Annotated in this window: 21 protein-coding genes; 10 read left to right on the top strand and 11 right to left on the bottom strand. The window is 72.7% G+C overall.

All coding sequences use genetic code 11. From position 1 onward, the window contains the following. Positions 1–46: 46 nt before the first annotated feature. Complete coding sequence (locus OHS18_RS09550) at positions 47–622, bottom strand: snapalysin family zinc-dependent metalloprotease (protein WP_328453879.1); 576 nt, start codon at positions 620–622, stop codon at positions 47–49. A 248-nt stretch (positions 623–870) separates the two neighbouring features. Between OHS18_RS09550 and OHS18_RS09545 the strand changes: the two genes are divergently transcribed. The 6 genes from OHS18_RS09545 to OHS18_RS09520 all read left to right on the top strand — a co-directional run bounded on the left by OHS18_RS09545 (position 871) and on the right by OHS18_RS09520 (position 5,442). Continuing rightward, on the top strand, positions 871–1,119 hold the full coding sequence (locus OHS18_RS09545; protein ID WP_328616698.1) for a PLD nuclease N-terminal domain-containing protein: 249 nt from the start codon (positions 871–873) through the stop codon (positions 1,117–1,119). Further along, positions 1,116–2,021, top strand: coding sequence for an ATP-binding cassette domain-containing protein (locus tag OHS18_RS09540; RefSeq protein ID WP_328616697.1), 906 nt, complete (start codon positions 1,116–1,118; stop codon positions 2,019–2,021). The genes OHS18_RS09545 and OHS18_RS09540 overlap by 4 nt, the downstream gene beginning before the upstream one ends. 61 nt (positions 2,022–2,082) lie before the next feature. Continuing rightward, positions 2,083–2,766 carry a hypothetical protein gene (locus tag OHS18_RS09535; RefSeq protein WP_328616696.1) on the top strand — a complete coding sequence of 228 codons (684 nt, stop codon included), beginning with the start codon at positions 2,083–2,085 and terminating at the stop codon, positions 2,764–2,766. A 25-nt stretch (positions 2,767–2,791) separates the two neighbouring features. Further along, entirely contained in the window at positions 2,792–3,922 is a 1,131-nt protein-coding gene (locus OHS18_RS09530; protein ID WP_328616695.1) for a sensor histidine kinase, read from the top strand. Then, positions 3,919–4,563: a response regulator transcription factor gene (locus OHS18_RS09525; protein ID WP_328616694.1), complete on the top strand. Its 645-nt coding sequence runs from the start codon at positions 3,919–3,921 to the stop codon at positions 4,561–4,563. The genes OHS18_RS09530 and OHS18_RS09525 overlap by 4 nt, the downstream gene beginning before the upstream one ends. A gap of 39 nt (positions 4,564–4,602) precedes the next feature. After that, the gene (locus tag OHS18_RS09520; protein WP_328616693.1) at positions 4,603–5,442 is read left to right on the top strand and encodes an alpha/beta hydrolase; all 840 of its coding nucleotides are present in this window, start codon (positions 4,603–4,605) and stop codon (positions 5,440–5,442) included. 83 nt (positions 5,443–5,525) lie between these two features. Here the strand turns inward: OHS18_RS09520 and OHS18_RS09515 are convergent, their stop codons facing one another. The 8 genes from OHS18_RS09515 to OHS18_RS09480 all read right to left on the bottom strand — a co-directional run bounded on the left by OHS18_RS09515 (position 5,526) and on the right by OHS18_RS09480 (position 12,767). Beyond that, complete coding sequence (locus OHS18_RS09515) at positions 5,526–6,206, bottom strand: SGNH/GDSL hydrolase family protein (RefSeq protein WP_328616692.1); 681 nt, start codon at positions 6,204–6,206, stop codon at positions 5,526–5,528. 93 nt (positions 6,207–6,299) lie between these two features. Next, positions 6,300–7,325 (bottom strand): ketoacyl-ACP synthase III family protein, encoded by a 1,026-nt coding sequence (locus tag OHS18_RS09510; RefSeq protein WP_328616691.1) that lies wholly within the window; start codon positions 7,323–7,325, stop codon positions 6,300–6,302. Then, a complete protein-coding gene (locus OHS18_RS09505; RefSeq protein ID WP_328453896.1) occupies positions 7,312–7,614 on the bottom strand; it encodes a hypothetical protein in 303 nt (100 codons plus the stop codon). The genes OHS18_RS09510 and OHS18_RS09505 overlap by 14 nt, the downstream gene beginning before the upstream one ends. A gap of 266 nt (positions 7,615–7,880) precedes the next feature. Further along, positions 7,881–8,498 carry a hypothetical protein gene (locus tag OHS18_RS09500; RefSeq protein ID WP_328616690.1) on the bottom strand — a complete coding sequence of 206 codons (618 nt, stop codon included), beginning with the start codon at positions 8,496–8,498 and terminating at the stop codon, positions 7,881–7,883. 190 nt (positions 8,499–8,688) lie between these two features. Beyond that, entirely contained in the window at positions 8,689–9,339 is a 651-nt protein-coding gene (locus tag OHS18_RS09495; protein ID WP_328453900.1) for a response regulator transcription factor, read from the bottom strand. Further along, positions 9,324–10,967: a hypothetical protein gene (locus OHS18_RS09490; RefSeq protein WP_328616689.1), complete on the bottom strand. Its 1,644-nt coding sequence runs from the start codon at positions 10,965–10,967 to the stop codon at positions 9,324–9,326. Before OHS18_RS09490 ends, OHS18_RS09495 begins: the two co-directional genes overlap by 16 nt. Next, complete coding sequence (locus OHS18_RS09485; RefSeq protein WP_328616688.1) at positions 10,960–12,009, bottom strand: sensor histidine kinase; 1,050 nt, start codon at positions 12,007–12,009, stop codon at positions 10,960–10,962. The genes OHS18_RS09490 and OHS18_RS09485 overlap by 8 nt, the downstream gene beginning before the upstream one ends. Further along, positions 12,006–12,767, bottom strand: a complete 762-nt coding sequence (locus OHS18_RS09480; protein WP_442875355.1) for an SDR family NAD(P)-dependent oxidoreductase — start codon at positions 12,765–12,767, stop codon at positions 12,006–12,008. Before OHS18_RS09480 ends, OHS18_RS09485 begins: the two co-directional genes overlap by 4 nt. A gap of 131 nt (positions 12,768–12,898) precedes the next feature. Here OHS18_RS09480 and OHS18_RS09475 point away from each other — a divergent pair, with 131 nt between their 5' ends. Further along, a complete protein-coding gene (locus OHS18_RS09475; protein WP_328618498.1) occupies positions 12,899–14,998 on the top strand; it encodes an RICIN domain-containing protein in 2,100 nt (699 codons plus the stop codon). Between the two features lie 65 nt (positions 14,999–15,063). Here OHS18_RS09475 and OHS18_RS09470 read toward each other — a convergent pair whose 3' ends face one another. Next, on the bottom strand, positions 15,064–16,716 hold the full coding sequence (locus tag OHS18_RS09470; RefSeq protein WP_328616687.1) for an AMP-binding protein: 1,653 nt from the start codon (positions 16,714–16,716) through the stop codon (positions 15,064–15,066). A gap of 67 nt (positions 16,717–16,783) precedes the next feature. Further along, complete coding sequence (locus tag OHS18_RS09465) at positions 16,784–17,422, bottom strand: TetR/AcrR family transcriptional regulator (protein ID WP_328616686.1); 639 nt, start codon at positions 17,420–17,422, stop codon at positions 16,784–16,786. Positions 17,423–17,491: 69 nt separating this feature from the next. On the opposite strand from OHS18_RS09465, the gene OHS18_RS09460 reads away from it, so the two are divergent. From OHS18_RS09460 to OHS18_RS09450, 3 genes are read left to right on the top strand one after another with little or no spacing between them, the layout of a single operon-like run. Beyond that, positions 17,492–18,643: an acyl-CoA dehydrogenase family protein gene (locus OHS18_RS09460; RefSeq protein WP_328616685.1), complete on the top strand. Its 1,152-nt coding sequence runs from the start codon at positions 17,492–17,494 to the stop codon at positions 18,641–18,643. A gap of 8 nt (positions 18,644–18,651) precedes the next feature. Further along, complete coding sequence (locus OHS18_RS09455) at positions 18,652–20,217, top strand: AMP-binding protein (RefSeq protein ID WP_328616684.1); 1,566 nt, start codon at positions 18,652–18,654, stop codon at positions 20,215–20,217. Further along, positions 20,214–21,812: an acyl-CoA carboxylase subunit beta gene (locus tag OHS18_RS09450; RefSeq protein ID WP_328616683.1), complete on the top strand. Its 1,599-nt coding sequence runs from the start codon at positions 20,214–20,216 to the stop codon at positions 21,810–21,812. The genes OHS18_RS09455 and OHS18_RS09450 overlap by 4 nt, the downstream gene beginning before the upstream one ends.

Raw genomic sequence — 21,812 nt, 5'->3', positions numbered from 1 at the left:
CCCCCGGGAAGGTGTTCCCGGGGGCCGTCGGTGGTGCCGGGGCCGGTCAGAAGGTCAGGACCGTGCCGTCCTCGTAGATCCGCTGCTCGGGCGCGTTGCTCTGCGCGCCGAAGCCGTTGGCCCACAGGGAGTTGACCCGGGAGCGTTCGGTCGAGTTCGGGACCGCGACCCGGCACGACGTGCCGGGACCGCCACCGGACATCAGCTCGGAGCACGGGCCCGAGTAGTGGTCCGGCAGGCCGAGGGCGTGGCCGGTCTCGTGCGCGGTGATCCGGACCGGGTAGTACTGCTGGGCCTGGGCGTAGTCGATGAAGATGGTGCCGCTGCCGTGGCCGTTGGTCTGGGCGTACGAGCCACGGGGGTCGTTGCCCTCGACGTAGCGCAGGCTCGCGCCGGACGACCGCTCGACCAGCCGGACGTTGGTGACGCTGTTGTTCCAGTTCGCGGCACCCTGGTTGATCTGCGAGCGGAACGACGGGGCGCCCGACGTGCTGTAGTACACCGTGGTGACGGCGGCTTCCTGCTGGGTGGAGGCCGGTGCGGCGGTCGCGGTGCCCGCGGCGAGCGGGGTGAGGGCGATCGCGAGCGCGACAGCGCCGGTCAGGGCGAACTTCCTGGACATCGGAAGACTCCTCGTGGGGGACGGGGATTTGCCGGATTTGCGCGCGCTTGGGGAATTTACCGCGCTGACACATGCCGCCGGAGCCGACTTCCGTAGGGCCTCGCGATTGGTGAATTCCCAACACTATCTGCGGGTTGACACGGGCTAGTACTTTCCGCTTATCCCGGCCGAGCCGAAGATCCGATGTGCCGGGACGCTCGCGCGGCGATCGTGGAGTCCTCAGCCGAGATCCCGTGAGGAGAACCCCGATGAGTCCGCTCGCCGCCGCCGGAGATCACGCGACGACGTGGTCGTGGCTCGCGCTCGGCTTGGCCGGCGCGGCCGTCCTGGCCTTCGTCGTGCTGTTCGTGTCCGCGCTCTTCAGCGTCCTCGGCTCCCGCCTGGGCGGGGGCATGAAGCTGGTGTGGGTCGTCTTCGCGTTCTGCGCGCCGTTCCTGGGCAGCCTGTTGTGGTTAGCCTTCGGCCGCCGCGACGCGGGTGAGCCGGTGCGGCGATGATCGTCGCGGAGGGCTTGACGCGGCGCTACCGCGGCGGGGCCGGCGTCGAGGACCTGTCGTTCACCGTGCGCCCGGGCGTCGTCACCGGGTTCCTGGGCCCGAACGGTGCCGGCAAGTCGACGACGATCCGGCTCATGCTCGGCCTGGAGCGCGGCGCGGGCCGCACGACGTTCGGCGGCCGCACGTACGCGCGGGTCCCGGACCCGCTGCGGACGGTCGGCGTGCTCACCGACGCGGGTGCGATCCACCCGGCCCGCACGGCCGCCGCGCACCTGCGGATGGTCGCCGCGGGCGGCGGTCTCCCCGCGCGGCGGGTCCGCGAGGTGCTGGCCACGGCCGGGCTGGAGTCCGTCGCGGGCCGCCCCGCCGGGCGCTTCAGCCTCGGCATGAAACAGCGGCTGGGCCTGGCGACGGCGTTGCTCGGCGACCCCGGGTACCTGATCCTCGACGAGCCGGCCGACGGCCTCGATCCCGAAGGTGTGCGCTGGATCCGCGACCTGCTGCGCCGCCTGGCCGGGGAGGGACGCACGGTGCTGGCCTCCTCGCACCTGCTGGCGGAGATGTCCCTGCTGGCGGAGGACTTGATCGTGATCGGTGCCGGCCGGCTGGTCTCGGCCGGGCCGTTGCCGGAGTTCGTGGCACGGCACGCCCACGCCGACGTCGTGGTGCGCACTGGTGGCGCGCCGGCCTTGATGGTCGCCCTGACCCGCGACGGGTTGCGGGTGCGGCAGGAGGCCGAGGGCGAGCTGGCGGTCGACACCGCCGACACCGAGCGGGTGGCCGCGCTGGCCGCGCGGGCGGGGATCGGCGTGCGGGAGTTGTTCGTCCGCCGGAGTGGCCTGGAGGACGCCTTCCTCACCGCGACGGCCGCCGCGGTGCGGCACCGGGGGGAGCCGTCGTGAGACGCGGCGAAGCGGCACTTTCACGTGAAAGTGCCGCCAAGCCACATCGGAGGGAGTCGTCGTGAAGAACGCCTTGGCCTACGAATGGATCCGGGCCCGTTCGCTGCGGTCGACCTGGCTGCTCCTGCTCGCCGCCGGGGTGCTGCAGTTCGCGTCCGGGCTGTACTGGGGCCTCAAGCGCGACCTCGGTGACCTCGACGCCTTCACCTCGTCGTTCGGCCTGGTCGCGCGGCTCGGCGCGCTGCTCGTCGCGGCCGTCGGCGTCGCCGCGTTCGGGCTCGACCACCAGCACGGGACCCTCGCCACCACCCGGCTCGTGCTGCGCTCGCCCGCGCGGATCGTGGCCGCCCGGGCGGTGGTCACCGGCGGGCTCGGGCTGCTCGGCGGGGTGCTGATGGTGGTGCTCGCCGCGGCCGGGGTGCTGGCCGGCGGTGGGGCCTTGCCCGCCGACGCGGGGGCGGCGGGCCGGGCCGTCGCGGCGGTCCTGCTGCTGACTGTCCTTTCCGGACTCGCCGGCGTCGCGCTCGGCGGGCTGCTGCGGCACACCGCGGCCGCCATCGGCGTGTTCGCCGTCTGGACGCTGGTCGCGGAGACCGCGCTGGCCGCGCTCGTCAAGGTTCCGATGGCAACGCTGCCGTTCAGCGGCACCGCCCTGCTGCGCATGCCGGGGCCGGCCGTGTTCGCCGCGCTGACCGCCGTCGCCCTGGTCGCGACGGGTTTCACCCTGGCACGTCGTGCCGGGTGAGCGGGCGCGCCCTAACCTGGTCCCGATGCGATGGCTCACGTGGTGGGACGGCCGGGTCGCGCTGCTCGCCCTCGACGTCGCGGTGGCGGCGGCCGTGATCGTCGTCAGCCTGGCCGGCGGCGACCCGCGGGACCCGCACCCGGCGCTCTACGTGCCGGCGGTGCTCGTCTCCGCGCTGGTGCTGCTCGCCCGGCGCCGGTGGCCGTTCCCGGTGCTGCTCGTGGCGGTGGGCTGCCTCTTCGCCGGGGTGACACTGCTGCCGCTGACCATCGCCTTGTACTCGGTCGCGGCCCGGCACGGCGTCAGCGTCCTGACCGGCGTCGCGATGGTCGTCACCGTGCTCGGCGGGCGCGTCCTGCGGGTCGTGTCGGAGCCGGCGGACCTGCTGACCGTCGTGGTCGTGCTGGGCGTGTTCTCCGTCGGCCCGGTGCTCGCCGGCCTGTGGATGCACCAGCGCGCCAGGCTGCTGGCCGTGCTGCGGGAACGCGCCGACGAGGCCGAGCGCACCCGGACCCTGCGCGCCGACCAGGCCGTGTTCGCCGAGCGGCGGCGGATCGCGCGCGAGATGCACGACGTCGTCGCCCACCGCGTGACTGCCGTGGCGCTGCAGGCGGGCGCGCTGTCCCTACGCGCCCCGGACGAAGCCACCGAGCGGACCGCCGAGACGATCCGCGCCGTCAGCGCCACCGCGCTCGAGGAGCTGCGGGGCATCCTGCAGGTGCTGCGCGACGACGTCCCGGAGGCCGCGAGCCCGGGTGCCGGGTTGCTCGCGTCGCTGGAGAACCTGGTCGAGGAGGTCGCCGCGACCGGCGCCCGGGTGGAGCTGGAGCTCCCGGATCCGCTGCCCGCGGTGCCGGACCCGCTCGGCCGCGCCGTCTACCGCGTCGTGCAGGAATCCCTGACCAACGCCGGGAAACACGCGCCGCACGCCGCCGTCGACGTCCGGCTCGCCACCGAGGGCGGCCGGCTCGCGGTCGAGGTGACCAACCGGCTCACCCCGCACCACACCGGCGTCCCGGGGGCGGGCTACGGCCTGGTCGGCATGCGCGAGCGCGTCGAGCTGGCCGGTGGCGAGCTGCGGACCGGGCCGACCGGCGACGGCCGGTTCCGCGTGCTGGCCGAATTTCCCGTGTTTCCGGTCGAGGAGGCGAAGTGACGGTCAAGGTCGTGCTGCTGGAGGACGAAGAGCTGGTCCGCAGCGGCATCCGGATGATCCTCGAGTCGGCGGGGGACGTCGAGGTCGTCGCGGAGGACACCAACGGCGCGCGGGCGGTCGAGCTGACCGACCGGTACCGCCCCGACGTCGTGCTCACCGACGTCCAGATGCCGAAGGTCGACGGCATCGAGGTGGTCCGCCGGCTGGCCGGGCACCCGGCGGCGCCCGCGGTGGTCGTGCTGACGACGTTCGACGTCGACGAGTACGTCTACGCGGCGCTGCGCCACGGCGCGGCCGGCTTCCTGCTCAAGGACACCCCGCCCCGGGAGCTGGTCACGGCGGTGCGGGTGGCCGCCCGCGGCGAGGCGATGCTGTCACCGAAGATCACGAAGCGCCTGCTGGCCGACTTCGCGACCGGCGGCGCGGGGGAGCAGGCCCGCGACAGGCTGGCGGCGCTGACCCCGCGCGAGCACGACGTCGCGGTCCAGATCGGCCGTGGCCTGAGCAACGGCGAGATCGCGAAGGCCCTGGTGGTCAGCGAGTCCACCGTGAAAGTCCACATCGGACACATCATGGCGAAGCTCGAGGCGGCGAACCGGACCCAGGTGGCGATCCTCGTCCACGACGCCGGCCTCGGCTGAGCCACCCATCGCCGGGCGGGCCGGTTCCGAACACCCGGTATGAGGCTCCGGGACCGGCTCGCGGCGATGGTCATGCACGGCACCGCGCGGTGGACCGTGCGCTACGGCGACAACCTGCGCTTCGCCGGGACGGACCTCCCGCCACCCGGCGTCGTGCGCGTGCCGACCCGGCACGGCCCGGTGAGGGTGCACGTCTACCGCCCCGCTGCCGGATCCGACGGCGCGTATGTCCACTTCCACGGCGGGGCCTGGCTGATGCGGTACCCGGAGATGGACGACTGGTGGTGCCGCTACGTCGCCGCCACGGCCGGCGTCACGGTGTATAACGTCGATTACCGCTGCGGTCCGTACGTCGCGTTCCCGGTGGCGCAGCACCAGTGTTTCGACGTCGCGTCCTGGATCGCCTCGGACGGGGTCGCCGTCGGCGGATTCTCGTCCGGTGGCGGTCTCGCGGCGGCCGTCTGCCTGCAGGCGCGCGACGCCGGCGGGTGGCGGCCGCGTCTGCAGGTGCTGGGTGTGCCCGCGCTGGACCTCGCCACCGACCCGGACCCGGCGGCGGGCGGGATGATCTCGCCCGGGCTGCGCGGCCTCGTCCGCCGGGTCTACTTCCCCGATCCCGCGGGCAGGCGGCATCCGTACGCGTCCCCGCTGCTGGCCGACGACCTCACGGGGCTGCCGCGGGCGGTGGTGCTGACCGCCGAACGGGACGCCCTGCGCGCCGACGGCGAGAACTACGTCGCCCGGCTTCGCGCGGCGGGCGTCGAGGTGCTGCACGACCGGACGCCGGGGGTGGACCACTACTTCCTGACCGAGGACCCGGAGCGCGCCCGCACCACGATGGCCCTGGTGGCCGCGGAAATCGCCCGCGCGGTCGCATAACGCGCGCCGACCGCGGGCAGGGGCTTCCGGGTCTGCCGCGGCTTGTCGTGAGTGGTTAGGGCGGTTCTAACCGCCCTAACCACTCACGACCGGGAGCCGGGGTAGCGGGCCAGGCAGGCGCGGACCGGGGCCTCGAAGAGCCCCGCCATCCGCTCGTAGCCGACGTCGTTCGGGTGGAACCAGTCGTCGGCCAGGCTGCCGCGCAGCGGGCCCAGCGCCGGGCCGCGCAGGTCGGCGACGTCGATCCGGCCGGCCGCGCCCGCTCGGTCGATCAAGGCGTTGACCGCCAAGGCCTGCGGGTTGCCCTGCGGCAGCGTGGCGACGACCGAGCGCCCCGGCGGGAGCCGGTCCAGCAACGCCTCGAACCGGGCCGGGACGTCGCGGCGGCGGCCCCGGGTGAGCATGTCGTTCGCGCCCACCAGCACGGTGACCAGGGCCGGGGTGGCCGGGAGGCGCGGGAGCTGGTCGTCGAGGACGTCCTGGACCCGCGCGCCGGACGCTGACAGGTTGACGACGGCGAACGGCTCGCCGAGGCGGGCGTTGAGGCGCGGGACCCAGCCGCCGTCGACGTCGCGGGCGCCGATGCCCTGGGTCATCGAGTCGCCCAGCGCCACCCACAGCGGCAGGCCGGATTCGAGCGCTACGCGGTTGCCCGAGGCCCACGCTCGGGCGAACGGTTCCTTCTGGGCGCGGACCCGGCCGATGCCGGGCACCACCTTGGCCGAGACGTCGAGCAGGCGGCTCGACCACGTCCGACGCGGCACGGGCACGTCCCTTCGGAGAGCGGTTTCCCGGGATTCGGTGCCGGTCCCGCCCCGGATGGGGTGGCGGGGGCCACCCCATCCGGTCCGGCGGGTTCAGCAGAGTTCCAGGACCACCGCGGTCCACGTCATGCCCACGCCGATGCCCAGCAGCAGCACCGTGTCGCCCGGGCCGACCTCGCCGCTCGCCAGCAGCCGGTCGAACGCGACGATCTGGTCGCTCGCGCCCAGGTGGCCCACCCGCAGCCCGAACTCCGTCATCGTGCGGTCCTCGGTGATGCCGAGCGGACGCAGGACCTGCGTCTCCACCAGCCGCCTGCCGTAGTGCGGCGCGCAGATCTTCGCGACGTCCGGCAGGTCGATCCCGGCGTCGGAAAGCGCTGTCTTGACGACCGTGGTGACGGCGTCGCCGTTGCGCGTCGCGACGTGCGCCGGGCCGCCCTGCCGGCTGAGCCACTGGCGTTTGCGGCGGCGGATGTCGATGCCGCGGTGGGCCGCGACGCTCGCCGGGCGGAACGGCTCGTCCCCGCGCTGCAGGCCTTCCAGCGACGGGTCGGTGTACGACGCGATCGCCCGGATCCGGGCGAGGCCCGGCCGCCGGGTCAGCACCACGGCGCTGCCCGCGTCGCCGTACACGATCCCGATGTCCGTGCTCCAGTGCGGGAACCCGGGCGCGCCGAACCGGTCGCCCGCGGTGATGAGCGCGGCTTCGTGGTCCGGGCGGCCGCGCAGCACGCTGGCCGCGACGTCGATCCCGGCGACCAGGCTGTTGCTCATCGCGCCGAGCTCCAGCGTCAGGCCCGGCCCGGCGCCGACCCCCAGCTGGTCGCGCACGTACGACGCGGCGTGCCAGAAGTCGATGCCGGAGTGGTAGATCCCGGCGTGCAGGCACAGGCTCGGCCAGACCGGCTCGCCGGTCGTGGCGCGCGCCTGTGCCAGCGCCTGGCGCCCGGCCCGGACGGCCAGTTCGGGGCCGGGGCGTTCGGCGACCGCGGTGGACAGCTGCCCGGTGCGGGCGGCGTCGTCGGGGGTGAACTCGCCGGCCGCGAGCGGCGCCGAGACCGGGATCAACGCGCCGACGTCACAGCCGATTCCGTTGAGGTACAAGTCATCGAGCAGCATCCGGGGACACCTCCCGGTGACTCAGCACGGCTTCGATCTCGGACAGGGTGTCGTCGAGGTGGAGTGGGGGAGCGGAGACGCACCCGGCGGCCGCCAGCTCGGCGGCGACGGCGTCGGCGGTACCGCGGGTGAACCGGTGGAACCCGGCGAAGCGGGCCTGCTCGGTGCCCGGAACGGCGATGGCCAGGTGCGCCCAGCCCGTTTCGCGGTCCCAGCGCACGATCAGCCGGGTGGTCCCGGTGGTCGGGCGGGTGTCACGAAGCACCTGCGTCAACGTCGTGGCGGTCAAGGAACTTCCTTTCGGCACGGCGAAGCTGCGCGCGCCCTGAGACGCGTGCCGCTTGAAGAGTGGCGCGGGCCGCGTCGTCGGGGCCCGCAAGGAACGCCGCGAAACGTACCGCGATGATCAAGGCCGTCCGAGCACCCCCGGATACAGACAGTGATCAGCGCGGCTGATAAGGAAGATCAACCATGCGTTTTTTCGAATATAGCTCGGTTTCCCACTCAGTGGATCATGAGGTTCTTTCGCGTGGTTGTCACCGAGTGTGATCGGTGTCAGTTTTTCCAGACGATCGGCGACTTGTCGTAGCCGTCGCCCTTGTCGAACGTCGCAGCGGTGACTTCGGAGCCTTCGCGGGCACCCTGGAGCGTGCAGGTTTCGAACTTCGCGCCCGGCGCGTCGAACTCTTTGGGGGCCGTGCCCGACTTGCACTGATCCGTGCTGCCCGTGATGATCACGCCTGTGGACCGTCCATCGGCGCCGAGGGCGCGCAGGCTCACGGACGCGTAGGAAAGGTCGGCGCCGTCGACGTTCTCGACCGACGCGCGCAGGTAGTACGGCGTGATGCCCTTCGCTTTGTCGCCGTACTTGGCCAGATCGGCGTTCGCGCCCTTGTCGATGGCCGTCACGGTGATCGCGATCGTGCCGGACTTGGTCGTGCCGTACTTGAACGGGACGACGGCGCGGTCGCCGACCTTCAGCTCGGTGCCCGGCTTCGTGGCGTCACCCGCGGGCGAAGCGGCCGACGAGTCCGCCGCGCTCGGCTCGGCCGAGGACGGGGCGGCCGACGGCACGGCCGGTGCGGCCTGGCCGGATTCCCCGCCACAAGCGGAAAGCAGGAGAGCGGCGGCACTGCCGGCGGCGGCGAGCAGGGTGGTGCGGACGTGCTTCATGGATCTCCTCGTGCTGCCCGCCGGACGGGTTCCGGCGGGGCGAGGAGCCGGGCGGGACGCCGCGAGCGCGCCCCCAGGGCGTTCGCGGCGGCCCGTACGGGGCACCCGCGCGGCTCCGTCGCGGGGACCGTAGCCGCATTCGGCGGCGTCCGGTGTGGGCCGTTCGCACCACACCCGCTCATGACCCGGGTCACAGGTCGTCGACGCCGATCAGGCCGTCCTGGATGGCGCGCGCGACGAGCGCGGCCTTCGTCGGTGCTTCGCGGCCGATGCGCGCGTACTTGACGCGGATGCGCTCGAGGTGGGAGTTCACCGTGCTCGCCGAGATCCCCAGCCGGTGCGCGACGAACTCCTTCGACTCCGACTGGAACCACTCGACGAGCACCTCGGCCTCCCGGGCCGAGAGCGCGGGCCGCGCCTCCGAGCGGTCCCCGGCGAGCGCGCCGGCCAGCGACGGCGGGGTGTAGGGCCGGTCCAGCGCGGCGGCCCGCGTCGCCTCCACGAGGTGCCCGGCGCCCTCGGCCTTCGTCAGGTAGCAGAGCGCGCCCAGTTCGAGGCACTGCAGCGCGACGTCGTCGTCGGCGCGCATCGAGTAGACGACCACGCGGCGCCCGGCCTCGGCGAGCCGCCGCAGGTCGCCGAACGCGGGCGCCGGCCCGCCGAGGTGCAGGTCGAGGATCACGACGTCGGCCGCGGCACCTTCGCCGAGCCACGCCACCTTGACGTCCTCGCCGTCGGCCACGACGTCGATCGGCGGGTCGCCGCCCGCCAGCCAGTACGCCACGCCGGCGCGCACCGCCGGGTGATCGTCGACGACGACCGCCGTCACGCGGGTAACCATCGCGCCTCCATCCAGGTCTGCCCGTCCTGGGTGTGGGACGTGACGACGACGTCCGCGGCTCCCGGGAATCCGGGGGTGTCGCCGGTGGTGTCCGCCACCACGGCGACCCGCACCAGATCCGGTGTCCGCAACACGCTCACCCGGGCGCGCGTGCGGGCGGTGGTCAGCGCGGCGAGGACCGGGCCGGTCAGGTCGCGGCGCAGCGCGGGCGGGACGTCGACGGGATCACCGCTCACCGCGAGGGTCACGGCGACGCCGCGCCGCTCGGCGACGTCGAGGCAGGCGGTGACCTCGTGGACGAGCGGATCGGGCACGTCGTCGTTCTCCGCGAACAGCCGCCGCAGCTGTGCGGCCGCGAGCGCGCACCGCGTGCGGGCGGCGTCGCCGCGCGGGTCGAGGGTGCCGTCGGCGAGCCCGGCCAGCAGCGGCAGGGTGGCGCCGAGCTGTTCGGCGAACCCGGCCCGCAGGTCCCGCCCGGCCTGCCCGGCGAGCGCGGCGCGCGTTTCCAGACGCTCCCGTTCGGCGGCGGCGATGGCGGCTTCGCCGGTGCGCTGGTCGAGCAGCCGGATCAGCCCGCCGATGGCGAGCTGGAAGGCGGTGACGGCGAACAGCACGATCGCCGCCTCGCCGAGTTCGGTGCGCGCGGGGGTCCCGGCGAGCAGGAACTGGCCGACGCTGACGGCGGCGTGCACCCCGAGCGCCGCGACGAGCAGGGGCGGCCGATCGGACAGCAGGAGCAGGAGAAGCCACCCGACGAGCCCGAACGACCAGTGCGGCTCCCGGAAGAAGGCGTCGGCGGGCACGGCGGCGGTGGCCGCGGAGGAGGCGGCGAGCACGACGACGGTCCCGGCCGCGGCGAGAGTCCGCGGGAGCGGTCGCCGTCGCAGCAACCAGAAGGCGGCGGTCGCGGTGACGGCGGCGAAGGCGCCGAAGGCGAGATCGGCCGCGAAGGCGGGGTGGTAGGCGGCGTGGTGGCGGAGCAGCGGAGCAAGGCAAAGTCCGATTTGGACGATGGCGGCGACACCGAGCACGGCGATCCGCACGGCCGCCGCGAGCCGGCTCACCGGATCGGCGAAGGGCGGCGACGCGGAGTCGGCTGAGGGCTTCGCCGTGGCGGTGTCGGCAGGGGTGGGTGGTTCGGTCTCGGCCGCAGAGGTGCTGGTGGGTTCGGTGGCGGCGGTCCTGGTCTTGGTGGTGGAGGTGCTGGTAGGGGTGGGTTCGGTGGTAGCGGCTTCGGTCTCGGCGGTGGAGGTGCTGGCGGGCGCTGGTTCGGCGGTGGCGGTCTTGGTTTTGGTGATGGTGGCGGCTTCGGTCTCGACCGCAGAGGTGTCGGTGGGCGTGGGTCCGGCGGTGGCTTCGGTCTTGGTGCTGGCGGGCGCGGGTTTGGTGGTGGCGGCCTCGGTCTCGGCCGCAGAGGTGCTGGCGGGCGCGGGTTCGGCGAAGGCGGCTTCAGTCTCGGCGGGGGTGCTGGTGGGCGCTGGTTCGGCGAAGGCGGCCTCAGCCTCGGCGGAGGTGCCGGCAGGCGTGGGTTCGGCGGCTGGATCGGCGTGGTTCGCTGCCGACTCGGCGGGATCCGGGCTCGGCTGCGTCTCCCGGCCGTGCGAGATCGCCGTCTCGTGGTCAGGCATCGGGCCACCGCAACGTCACCGTCGTGCCCGCGCCGGGGCTCGAGCGGATCTCCGCCGTACCTCCGGCGTCGCGCATCCGCTCGACCAGTGAGACCCGCACCCCTCGCCGGGACGCCGGAATCCGCGTCGGGTCGAAGCCCGCTCCGGTGTCGGAGATCGTCACCATGACTCCCGCCCGGGCCGGGGCCAGGTGCAGCGCCACGCGGGCCGCGCCCGAGTGGCGTTCGGCGTTGCGCACCGCCTCGTCCGCCGCGCGCACCAGGGCCAGTGCCGCCGCGGCCGGGATCAGCGGGACCTGCTCCCAGTGTGCGTCCACAGTGGATCGACGATCCGCGACGACCGCCCGCAAGCCCGCTTCGAGTTCGGCCGGGGCGTCCTCCTGGCCGGTGAGGATCGCCAGGTCCCGCGCCGCGTAGCCCGCCACCGCCGCCGGGTCGGCGGTGGCTCCGGCCGCTACCGTCAGGAACGTCGCCGACGCCGTGTCGTGCAGCAGGGCCAGGTATTCGCGCTCGCGGCGGCGGCGGTCGCGGGCCAAGGTCTCGGCCCGTTCGAGCGCGGCCCGTTCGGCGCGCAGCGTGTCGGTGCGGGCCGTCGATCGCACCAGCAGCACGAACGCCAGCCGCGCCAGCACGCTCTCCACGGCCACCCGCAGCGCCACCAGGAACCACTCGTCCAGGCCGGCGAGCGCCAGCAGTCCCGCCAGCACCGGCACCGTCAGCCGCGGCGGGTACTCCCACTGCCATGTGATCGCCGTGATCGTCAGGACGTTGATCGCCCACAGGTTCGCCGTCCACGGCTGGCACGCGCACACCGCTCCCGCGCGCAGTGCCGAAAGGACGAACGCCGTCCCGCGTCCGGCGAAGACGTCCGCCGCGCCCGCGACCAGGGTCAGCGCCAGCAAGCCGAAGGCCAGCGGGAGCGCGCCGGTCGGGGTGGCGACGACGCCGAACGTGCCGACGAGCCCGGTCGCCACCGCTCGCGCGGGCCCGGCGAACCGCGTGACCGCGGCCCGGAACTGGGCCTCGACGGGGCCGGCCGTCACCAGGTGGGCCGGGCCGAGACGCCGCCGTCGACGACGAGGTCGTGGCCGGTGATCCAGGAGGCCAGCGGCGAAGCCAGGAAAACGCACGCGTTCGCGACGTCCTCCGGCGTGCCCAGCCGCCTCAGGGGAGCGGCGCGCTGCCAGCGCTCGACGCCCTCGGGCCAGTCCATCCCCGGCCGGTCGATCAGCCCCGGCGACACCGTGTTGACGCGGATCCCGCGCGGCCCGTACTCCAGCGCGGCCCCGCGCGCGTGCATCACCAGCGCCGCCTTCGCCGCGCTGTAGTGGACGTGCCCGGGCGCGGGCTGCCGGGCTTCGATCGACGCGATGTGCGTGACGCTCCCGCCGTCGCCCATCCGCCGGACCGCCGCCTGGGTGCAGGAGAACGCGCTGGTGAGGTTGGCGTCCAGCATCGCCCGCCACGGCTCGACCGGAAGCCCGTCGAGGTCCTCCACGGGCTGCACCCCGGCGTTGTTCACGAGCGCGTCGAGCCGTCCTCCCCAGTCCGCGACGGCCTCGAGCATGGTGTGGCAGGCGTCGTCGTCGGTCAGGTCGGCGGCGAACGCGCGCGCCCGGTCGCCGATCGCGGCCACGACGTCGTCGGCCGCGCCGGGACGCCGGTGGTGCACGGCCACGGCGCTGCCCGCCGCGGCGAACCGGAGCGCGATCCCGCGGCCGATCGTGCCGGACGCACCGGTGACGCAGGTGACCGTGCCGGACAGGTCGGGCAGGCCGCGAGCCGCGTCGTCGTTCGTCACGCACCGATCGTAGATCACGGTCGAATGAGCGAACATGCTCATAACGGCTCTTGACAGATCAGAAAACGACACAGAAGCTGTTCGATATTGTTCGATCGCTCGCTCAGGTCCCCGAGGAGACGGCCGTGGTCATGTCATCGCTCAGCGCTTCGCTCGCCGCCGCGGCTCTTGTCGCGGGCCTCGCCGCCGCCCCGCCGGCCGGCGCCTACACCGTCACCGTCGGGTCCACCGGCACGTACGCGTACCCGACCGACACCCCGGCCGGCGCGTTCCTCGACAAGGACGGGACGTTCTACTTCCAGCAGTCGGCCGCCCTCTACGGCGCGGACGGCCCGCGCGAGTGGGAGTTCTACACCGGCGCCGACTTCGACTCGGCGACCAAGTCGAGCGCGCTCAGCAACGCCGTGAACCCGGCCGAGCCCCGCGACAAGAACAACGACACCACCTGGCGCTGCAACACCAGCCCGACCGGGAAGGAAGCGACCGATCCGCCGGCCGGGTCGAGCTACGTGGAGAAGAACTTCTGCGACCTGGTCGGCACCTGGGTCGACCCGGACACCGGCGCCTGGTACGGCCTGGTGCACAACGAGTTCACGCCCGAGCCGTTCGGCGCGTACTCGTTCTCGCACTACGACGCGATCGACTGGGCCGTCTCCACCGACCAGGGTCACACCTGGAGCATCAAGGGCCACGCCATCACCTCGCCGTACAGCACGAAGCGCGGTGACACGGCGGCGTTCCCGAACCAGACCTTCGACTACGGCGACGGCGACCCGCGCCTGTTCGCCGACCCGGTGTCGGGCTACTTCTACGTCTACTACGGCTCGCGGATCGTCCCGAAGGCCGGCGCGGGCGGCGGCATGGTCGGGCTCGCGCACGTCGCCCGCTCGCCGATGTCGGCCAAGATGGCGACCGGCTCGTGGCAGAAGTGGTACGACGGCAAGTGGACACAGCCGGGTGTCGGCGGCAAGGAGAGCAACATGGTGCCCACCGGCACCACCGCCACCGGCTACACGCCGCCCGCCGACGACTACGACCCCGCGAACACCGGCAACGTCGACCAGCAGGTGGCGGCCGGGCAGCTGCCGCCGAAGTCCGACCTGTTCGTCATGAACATCGCCTACGACGCACACCTCGGCCTCTACATCGGCGAGCCCGAGGTGGTCACCGGCACCGCGCCGCAGAAGTTCTACGTCACCGACGACCTGGCCACCCAGAAGTGGCGGCTGATCGGCGACTCCGGCGCCTACAAGTCCGGCTCCTGGTACCGCTGGTTCGCCGACGACGCGAACAAGACCAGCGCCACGATCGTCGGCAAGACGTTCCGGTCGTACTGCTCGATCGCCTGCGCGTCCTCCGACGGCGAGTACGCGAACATCACGGTCACCGGCACGCCCGCCGCGTCCCCGGTGGACCCGGCGAAGACCTACCGCATCGGCAGCGGCGCGGGCCGCGTCCTGGCCCAGGTCTCCGGCAGCTCCGCGACGACGTCGACCACCGGTACCCCGGACCTGGCCGCCTGGACGTTCACCGCGACCAGGGACGGCGCCTACCGGATCACCAACGCGGCCACCGGCCAGGCGCTCGGCGTGCCGACGTCGCCCGCGAACCGCGCCTGGGGCACCAAACCGGTCGTGACGGCGGGATCGTCGGTCGGGCAGCAGTGGTTCGCCGTCCCGGCCCAGGGGGGCGGGTTCCGGCTGGTCAACCGCTACAGCGGACTGTCGCTCAGCCTCTCCGCAGCGGCGGACACGACGCCGTTCCGCGCCTGGACCGGCGGCAACCGGACCGCGGCCGAGCAGACGCTGACGTTCACGGCGACCGGCGCGTCCACTGTGGACGGGACGCACACGGTGACCGCGTCCGGCAAGGCCCTCGACGTCCCGGCCCACTCGACGGCCGCGGGCACGGCGCTGGTGACGTGGACGCCGAACGGCGGCGCCAACCAGAAGTGGGTCTTCACGCACCAGGCCGACGGCAGTTACCGCGTCGTGAACGCCGAATCCGGGCTGTGCCTGGACGTCGCCGACGGCTCTTCGTCGGCGGGCGCGAAGGTGATCCAGTGGACGTGCACGGGCGGCGCCAACCAGCGCTGGCTGGTGGGGCCGGGCTACACGCTCAAGGCGCAGCACAGCGGCCTGGTGCTGACCACGGCGTCCACAGTGGACGGCGCGGCGGTCACGCAGCAGGCCGACACGGGCACGGCGCTGCAGCGCTGGGCGCTCGGCTGACGCTCGGTGCAAGTCGTCGTGAGTGTTCAGGGCGGTTCTAACCGCCCTGAACACTCACGACCACCCTAGCGGTACAGAGTCGCGTGCTCTGCGCGGAGCTTGTACTTGAGGATCTTGCCGCCCACGGTCTCCGGCAGGGTCTCGGCGAACACGATGCGCTTCGGGCTTTCGTAGCCGGCCAGGCGTTTGCGGCAGAACGCGATCAGGTCGGCTTCGGAAGCGGAACCGCGGGGGACGACCACCGCCGTCACCGCTTCACCCCAGTGCTCGTGCGGCAGCCCGACAACGGCGGCGCGCAGGACCGCCGGGTGCTGGTGGAGCACCGCCTCGACGCGCATGCTCGAGACGTTCTCGCCGCCCGTCTTCACGATGTCCTTGTACCTGTCCACCATCACGCGCAAGCCGTCTTCGTCGACGACCGCCGAGTCGCCGGAGTGGAACCAGCCGCCGCGGAACGCCTCGCGGGTCGCCTCCGCGTCGCGGTAGTAGCCGGCCGTCATTACCGGGGACCGGTAGACGGCCTCGCCCGGCACGCCGCGGACCGGTTCGCCCAGTTCGTCGACGACGTCGGAGGCGAGCAGCCCGCTCGGCACGCCGACGTAGTTCATCGCGGGCGCCGTGCGCGCGTGCACCTCCGGCCACGCCGACGGCCAGAACCGGTGGCAGGCGATGGCTTCGGTCTGCCCGAAGATCCCGACCGTGACGAATCCGGGCGCGGTCCGAGCTTCCAGCCGCCGCAGCACCTCGGGGGTGAGGGCACCCCAGCCGTAGACGAGCGTCGTCAGGGAAGTCAGGTCGAGGTCGCCGCGAGCGTCGATCTCGTCGGTCAGCGCGGTGACGAACTGGGGTGACCCCGCCCAGACCGCGGTGGCTCGTGACCGCGCCAGGGACACCGCGACCGGGCCGGGGACCGGACGGCGGCCGAGGATGAGCGTGCCGCCGGCGAGGAACGTCGAGTACGTGAACAGCGCGTCGCCGACGTGGTAGATCATCGGCAGGAACGTGCAGACGCGCAGATCCGTCTCGTGCCGCAGGCCGCGCGTGAGCGACAGCGCGAAGTTCAGCCCGGCCAGGTGCGCGTAGCTGTGCGAGAGCATCACGCCCTTCGGCATCGCGGTGGTGCCGGAGGTGAACAGCAGCTGGAAGATGTCGTCGCCGTGGATCTCGACGTCCGGCTCGGTGTCCGGCTGCCCGGCGAGGAACGCGCCGAACGACGGGGTGCCCGCGACCGGGCCGCCGCCGACGGTGATGGTGGCCCCGACGCGCACGCCCGCGACGCCTTCGAGCCGCGGCCAGAGTTCGGCGTCGACGATCGCGAGGCGTGGTCCGGTCTGCCGCACGAGGTGCTCGAGGACGTCCGGGGCGAGGCCGGGGTTCAGCGGGACGGCGACCATGCCCGCCTTCGCGATCCCGATCTTGGCGAGGAACGCCTCGACGGTGTTCTCGCAGAACAGCAGCACCCGGTCGCCGGGCACGAGCCCGGCCGTGGTCAGGGCGTGCGCGAGCCGGTTGGCGGCCCGGTCGGCTTCCCGGTAGGTCACGGCCGCGAACTGCTCTTCGCCGCACGCGCCCTCGGCCGCGGAGATCGCGACCTGGTCCGGCCGGCTCCAGGTGAGCCGCTCGAAGACGTCGCCGACCGACGTCCGTTCCCAGCGGTGCACCGCGCGGCGGCCGCGCAGCGTCTCGACGTCGATGGCGCTCTCACCGGGTGTGGTCATGCCGGGCTCCTTCGCCGTCGCCGACGCGATCAGCATGCGTGAGCCAGGTCACCAAATCAAGAGAAAGTTATTCGCCATTCACTGACGCGGATGGTGCCGGTGGCGTCGACGGGACGCCGAGGCAGGCGTGCGCCATTTCGTCGAGCAGGGCCGCGAGCCGTTCCGGGGCGAGGCCGCTGCGGAAGAACAGCGTGGACTGCACCGCGCCGATCGCCGCGTGCACGGCCAGGCGCAGCTCGCCGTCGGCGAGGTCGGGCCGCAGCGGCGCGAGCACGTGGACCCAGTCCTCGAGGTAGTGCCGCTGCGCCCGGCGCAGCCGCCGCCGGTCGTCCTCGGGCAGGTTGTGGACTTCGCGGTGGTAGACCGCCAGCACGGTGCGGTCCTCGATGGCGACCCGGATGTGATCCCTGATCAGGCCGGAAAGCACGGCGTGGTCGGCGGGCGCGCCGGCGTGGATGGCCGCGGCGCCGTCCTGCAGCCGGGCCATCACGCGGTCGAGCAGCGCGACCAGGATCGCGTCCTTGTTCTCGAAGTGCCGGTAGACGCCGGACCCGACGATGCCCGCCTCCGCGCCGATGTCGGCCATGCCGATCGCGTGGAACCCGCGCCGCGCGGTGAGCTCGGCCGCGGCGGTCAGGATCCGCTCGCGCCGCTCGGGGTCGCGCCGTCTTCGGGTGGCCGGGGAAGCCGAGGGGACTGCCGTCATCTTGTCATCCTCGCAGACGGGCGCTACGGTGCGCTATAAGTGAATGAAGAATCACTAAGGAGCGTCGGCGTGGACGTGTTCGAGAGCGACGAGGCTCGTGACCTGCGGGCCGCGGTCGGCGCCATCGCCGCCCCGTTCGGGGGCCGGTACTACGTCGAACACGCGCGTGCAGGCCGTGAGTGCACCGAGTTGTGGCACGCGCTCGGCGACGCAGGCTTCATCGGCGTCAACATCCCCGAGGAATACGGCGGGGGCGGCCGCGGCCTGGCCGAGCTGACCATCGTGATCGAGGAAAGCGCGGCCAAGGGAGCGCCGATCCTGCTGCTGCTCGTCACCGAAGCCATCTCCGCCGAGGTGATCACCGAGTTCGGCACGCCGGAGCAGCGCAAGGAGTGGCTGCCCGGCATCGCGAGCGGCCGGACGAAGGTCGTCTTCGCCATCACCGAGCCCGACGCCGGCTCCAACACCCACAAGCTGGCCACCACCGCCCGCCGCGACGGCGACGAGTGGGTGGTCGACGGCGAGAAGTACTACATCTCCGGCGTCGACACCGCCGACGCGCTGCTGCTCGTCGCCCGCACCGGCCGCGACCCCGGCGGGACCGCGCAGCTCTCGCTGTTCCTGGTCCCGGTGGACGCGCCCGGCCTCACGGTGACGCCGCTGCCGGTGGACGTCATGCTCCCGGAGAAGCAGTTCACGCTGCACTTCGACGGCGTCCGGCTGCCCGTGTCGGCGCTCGTCGGCGAGGAGGGCGCGGGCTTCCGGCAGGTCTTCCACGGCCTCAACCCGGAACGCATCACCGGCGCCGCGCTCTGCGTCGGCATCGCGCGCTACGCCCTCGACGTCGCCGCCCGCTACGCCCGGGAGCGGACCGTCTGGGACCGGCCGATCGGCGTCCACCAGGGGGTTTCGCACCCCCTGGCCAAGGCCAAGATCGAAACGGAGCTGGCCGCCCTGATGACGCACCGGGCCGCCGCGCTGCACGACGCCGGCCAGCCGGCGGGGGAGGCGTCGAACATGGCCAAGTACGCCGCCGCGGAGGCCGCGCTGGCCGCCGTCGACGCCGCGATCCAGACCCACGGCGGCAACGGCGTCTCGGCGGACTTCGGGCTGCTGCCGTACTGGGGGCTGGCCCGGTTGCTGCGGATCGCCCCGGTGAACCGCGAAATGATCCTCAACTTCGTCGCGCAGCACAGCCTCGGGCTGCCCCGGTCCTACTAGGAGGACTGATGACGGACCACAACCTCGTCCACCGGGTCAACGTCGGTGACGCGCTGACCCGCGTCGCGTTCGGCCGCCCGGACGCCCTCGCCGTCGTCGACGGCGACCGCCGCTGGACCTACGGCGAGTTCGACACCTGGGTCAACCGGCTCGCGCACGGCCTCACCGGCCGCGGTTACACGACCGGCGACGTCCTCGCGCTGGCGTCGGCCAACAGCGCCGAGTTCCTCGCCGTCTACTACGCCTGCGCGAAGCTCGGGCTCGTCTGCGTGCCGATCAACCTCGGCTGGCGAAGTGACGAAGTCGCTTACGTGCTCGGGCATTCGCGAGCCCGCGGCATCGTCGTCGAGCGTCAGCTCGCCGACGTCATCGCGCCCGCCGTGGCGCAGACCCCAGGCGTCGCCGACGTGATCCTCGCGCCCGGCACCGGCGGCGAAGCCACCGGCCTGGACTTCGGCGACGTCCTCTCCGACGACACGACCTCACCCGAGGTCGCCGTCGAGGACCGCGCCCCACTGTCCTATCTGTACACCTCCGGGACTACGGCCTCCCCGAAGGGCGTGGTCGGGACGCACCTGGCCATCCACCTGGAGTCGATGTCGGCCGCGCTGGACTCCGGCTGGCGCGCCGACGACCGGTTCGTCGCGATGATGCCGATGTTCCACACCGCGCAGCTCAACGCCTTCTGCACCCCCGCGATCGTCGTCGGCGCCACGATCTTCGTGCACCGCGGCTTCGACCCCGAGCGGTTCCTCGACACGGTCGAACGCGAGAAGATCACCCAGGTCTTCGGCCTGCCGATGATGTACCGCGCGGCGCTGGAGCACCCGTCGTTCGGCGGGCGCGACCTGTCGTCGCTGCGCCGTGCGGTCTACGCGATGGCGCCGATGCCGGAGGCACAGATCAAGGCGTGCCTCGACGGCTTCCGCTGCGACTTCGCGCTGTTGTTCGGGCAGACCGAGATGAGCCCGATCACCACGTTGTTCCGGCCCGAGCACCAGCTCTCGCACGTCGGGGCGGTCGGCACGCCGCTCACCGGTGTCCAGGTCGGGATCATGGACTCCGGCGGGAACCTGCTGCCGCGCGGCGAGCAGGGCGAGATCGTCTACCGGGCGCCGTCGGCCATGCAGGAGTACCTGCACAACCCGGAGGCGACCGAGGAGGCGTTCCGGTACGGCTGGTTCCACTCCGGCGACGTCGGCCGGTTCGGGCCGGACGGCGTGCTGTGGTTCGCCGACCGCTCCAAGGACGTCATCAAGACCGGCGGTGAGAACGTCGCGTCCATCGAGGTCGAGCGGGCCGTCTACGACACCGAGCCGAACGTCGCCGAGGTCGTGGTCGTCGGGCTGCCGCACGAGCGGTGGACCGAGGCCATCACGGCGGTGGTCGTGCCGAAACCGGGGGAGTCGATCGACGCCGAAGGCCTGCGGCTGCGGCTCAAGGACCGCCTGGATGGTTACAAGGTCCCGAAAGCGGTGATCGTCACCGACGAGCTGCCGCGCACGTCCACCGGGAAGATCCAGAAGAACGTGGTCCGGGACCAGCACTCGGGGCACTACGGGGGAGCGGAATGACCGTCCTCAAGTCCCTGCTCGACGTCTCCGCGGAGAGCTACGCGGCCAACCGGAAGGCGCAGCTCGAAGCCCTGGCGCGGCTGGAAGAGCAACTGGAACTGGCCATCGCCGGTGGTGGCGAGCGGTACGTCCAGCGCCACCGCGACCGCGGCAAGCTCCCGGTCCGCGAACGCCTCGAGCTGCTGCTCGACCCGGACAGCCCGTTCCTGGAGCTGTCCGCGCTCGCCGCGTGGGGCACCGACTTCACCGTCGGCGCGTCGGTGCTCACCGGTATCGGCGTGGTGTCCGATGTGGAGTGTGTGGTCATCGGGCACGACCCGACCGTCCGCGGCGGGGCGATGAACCCGTACTCGCTGCGGAAGACGTTGCGGGCCTTGGAGATCGCCCGCGTCAACCGACTTCCGGTGGTCAACCTCGTCGAGTCCGGCGGCGCCGACCTGCCGACGCAGGCCGACCTGTTCGTGCCGGCCGGGCGGATCTTCCACGAGCTGACCGAGCTCTCGTCGCTGGGCATCCCGACCCTCGCGATCGTGTTCGGCAACTCGACCGCCGGTGGCGCGTACGTGCCCGGCATGTGCGACTACGCCGTACTCGTCGACCGTCAGGCCAAGGTGTTCCTCGGCGGGCCGCCGCTGGTCAAGATGGCCACCGGCGAGGAGGCCGACGACGAATCCCTCGGCGGCGCCGACATGCACTCCCGCGTCTCGGGCCTGTCCGACTACTTCGCGGTCGACGAACGCGACGCGATCCGCCTCGGCCGGCGCGTGCTGTCCCGGATCAACTGGCGCAAGCTCGGCCCGGCGCCCAGCCGGACGCCGGAGCCGCCGAGGTACGACCCGGAAGAGATCCTGGGGATCGTCCCGCCGGACCCGAAGGTGCCGTTCGACCCGCGCGAGATCCTCGCCCGCACGGTCGACGGCTCCGACTTCGACGAGTACAAGCCGCTCTACGGCACTTCGCTGGTGACGGGCTGGGCGAGCATCCACGGGTATCCCGTCGGCGTGCTCGCCAACCACCGCGGTGTGCTGTTCAGCGAGGAGGCCAAGAAGGCCAGCGAGTTCATCCTGCTCGCCAACCAGACCGACGTCCCGCTGGTGTTCCTGCAGAACACGACCGGCTACATGGTCGGCACCCGCTACGAGCAGGGCGGGATCATCAAGGACGGCGCCAAGATGATCAACGCCGTCACCAACAGCACGGTGCCGCACCTGACGGTCAACATGGCGTCCTCGTTCGGTGCCGGCAACTACGGCATGTCCGGCCGTGCCTACGACCCGCGGCTGATGTTCGCCTGGCCCGGCGCGAAGCTCGCGGTGATGGGCGCCGCCCAGCTCGCCGGGGTGATGTCGATCGTCGGCCGCAACTCGGCCGCGTCGCAGGGAAAGCCGTTCGACGACGAGGCCGACCGCACGCGGACCGCCGCGATCGAGGCGCAGATCGAGACCGAGTCGCACGCTTTCGCCGTCACCGCAAGGCTTTACGACGACGGCATCGTCGACCCGCGCGACACCCGGAACGTCCTGGGGATGTCGCTGTCCGCCGTCCACTCCAACCGCGTCGAGGGCCGTCGCGGCTTCGGCGTCTTCCGGATGTGA

The organism is Amycolatopsis sp. NBC_00355, from assembly GCF_036104975.1.
Lineage (GTDB): Bacteria > Actinomycetota > Actinomycetes > Mycobacteriales > Pseudonocardiaceae > Amycolatopsis.
The sequence above is the reverse complement of the archived record's forward strand: the minus strand, read 5'-3'. Positions and strand labels throughout refer to the sequence as shown.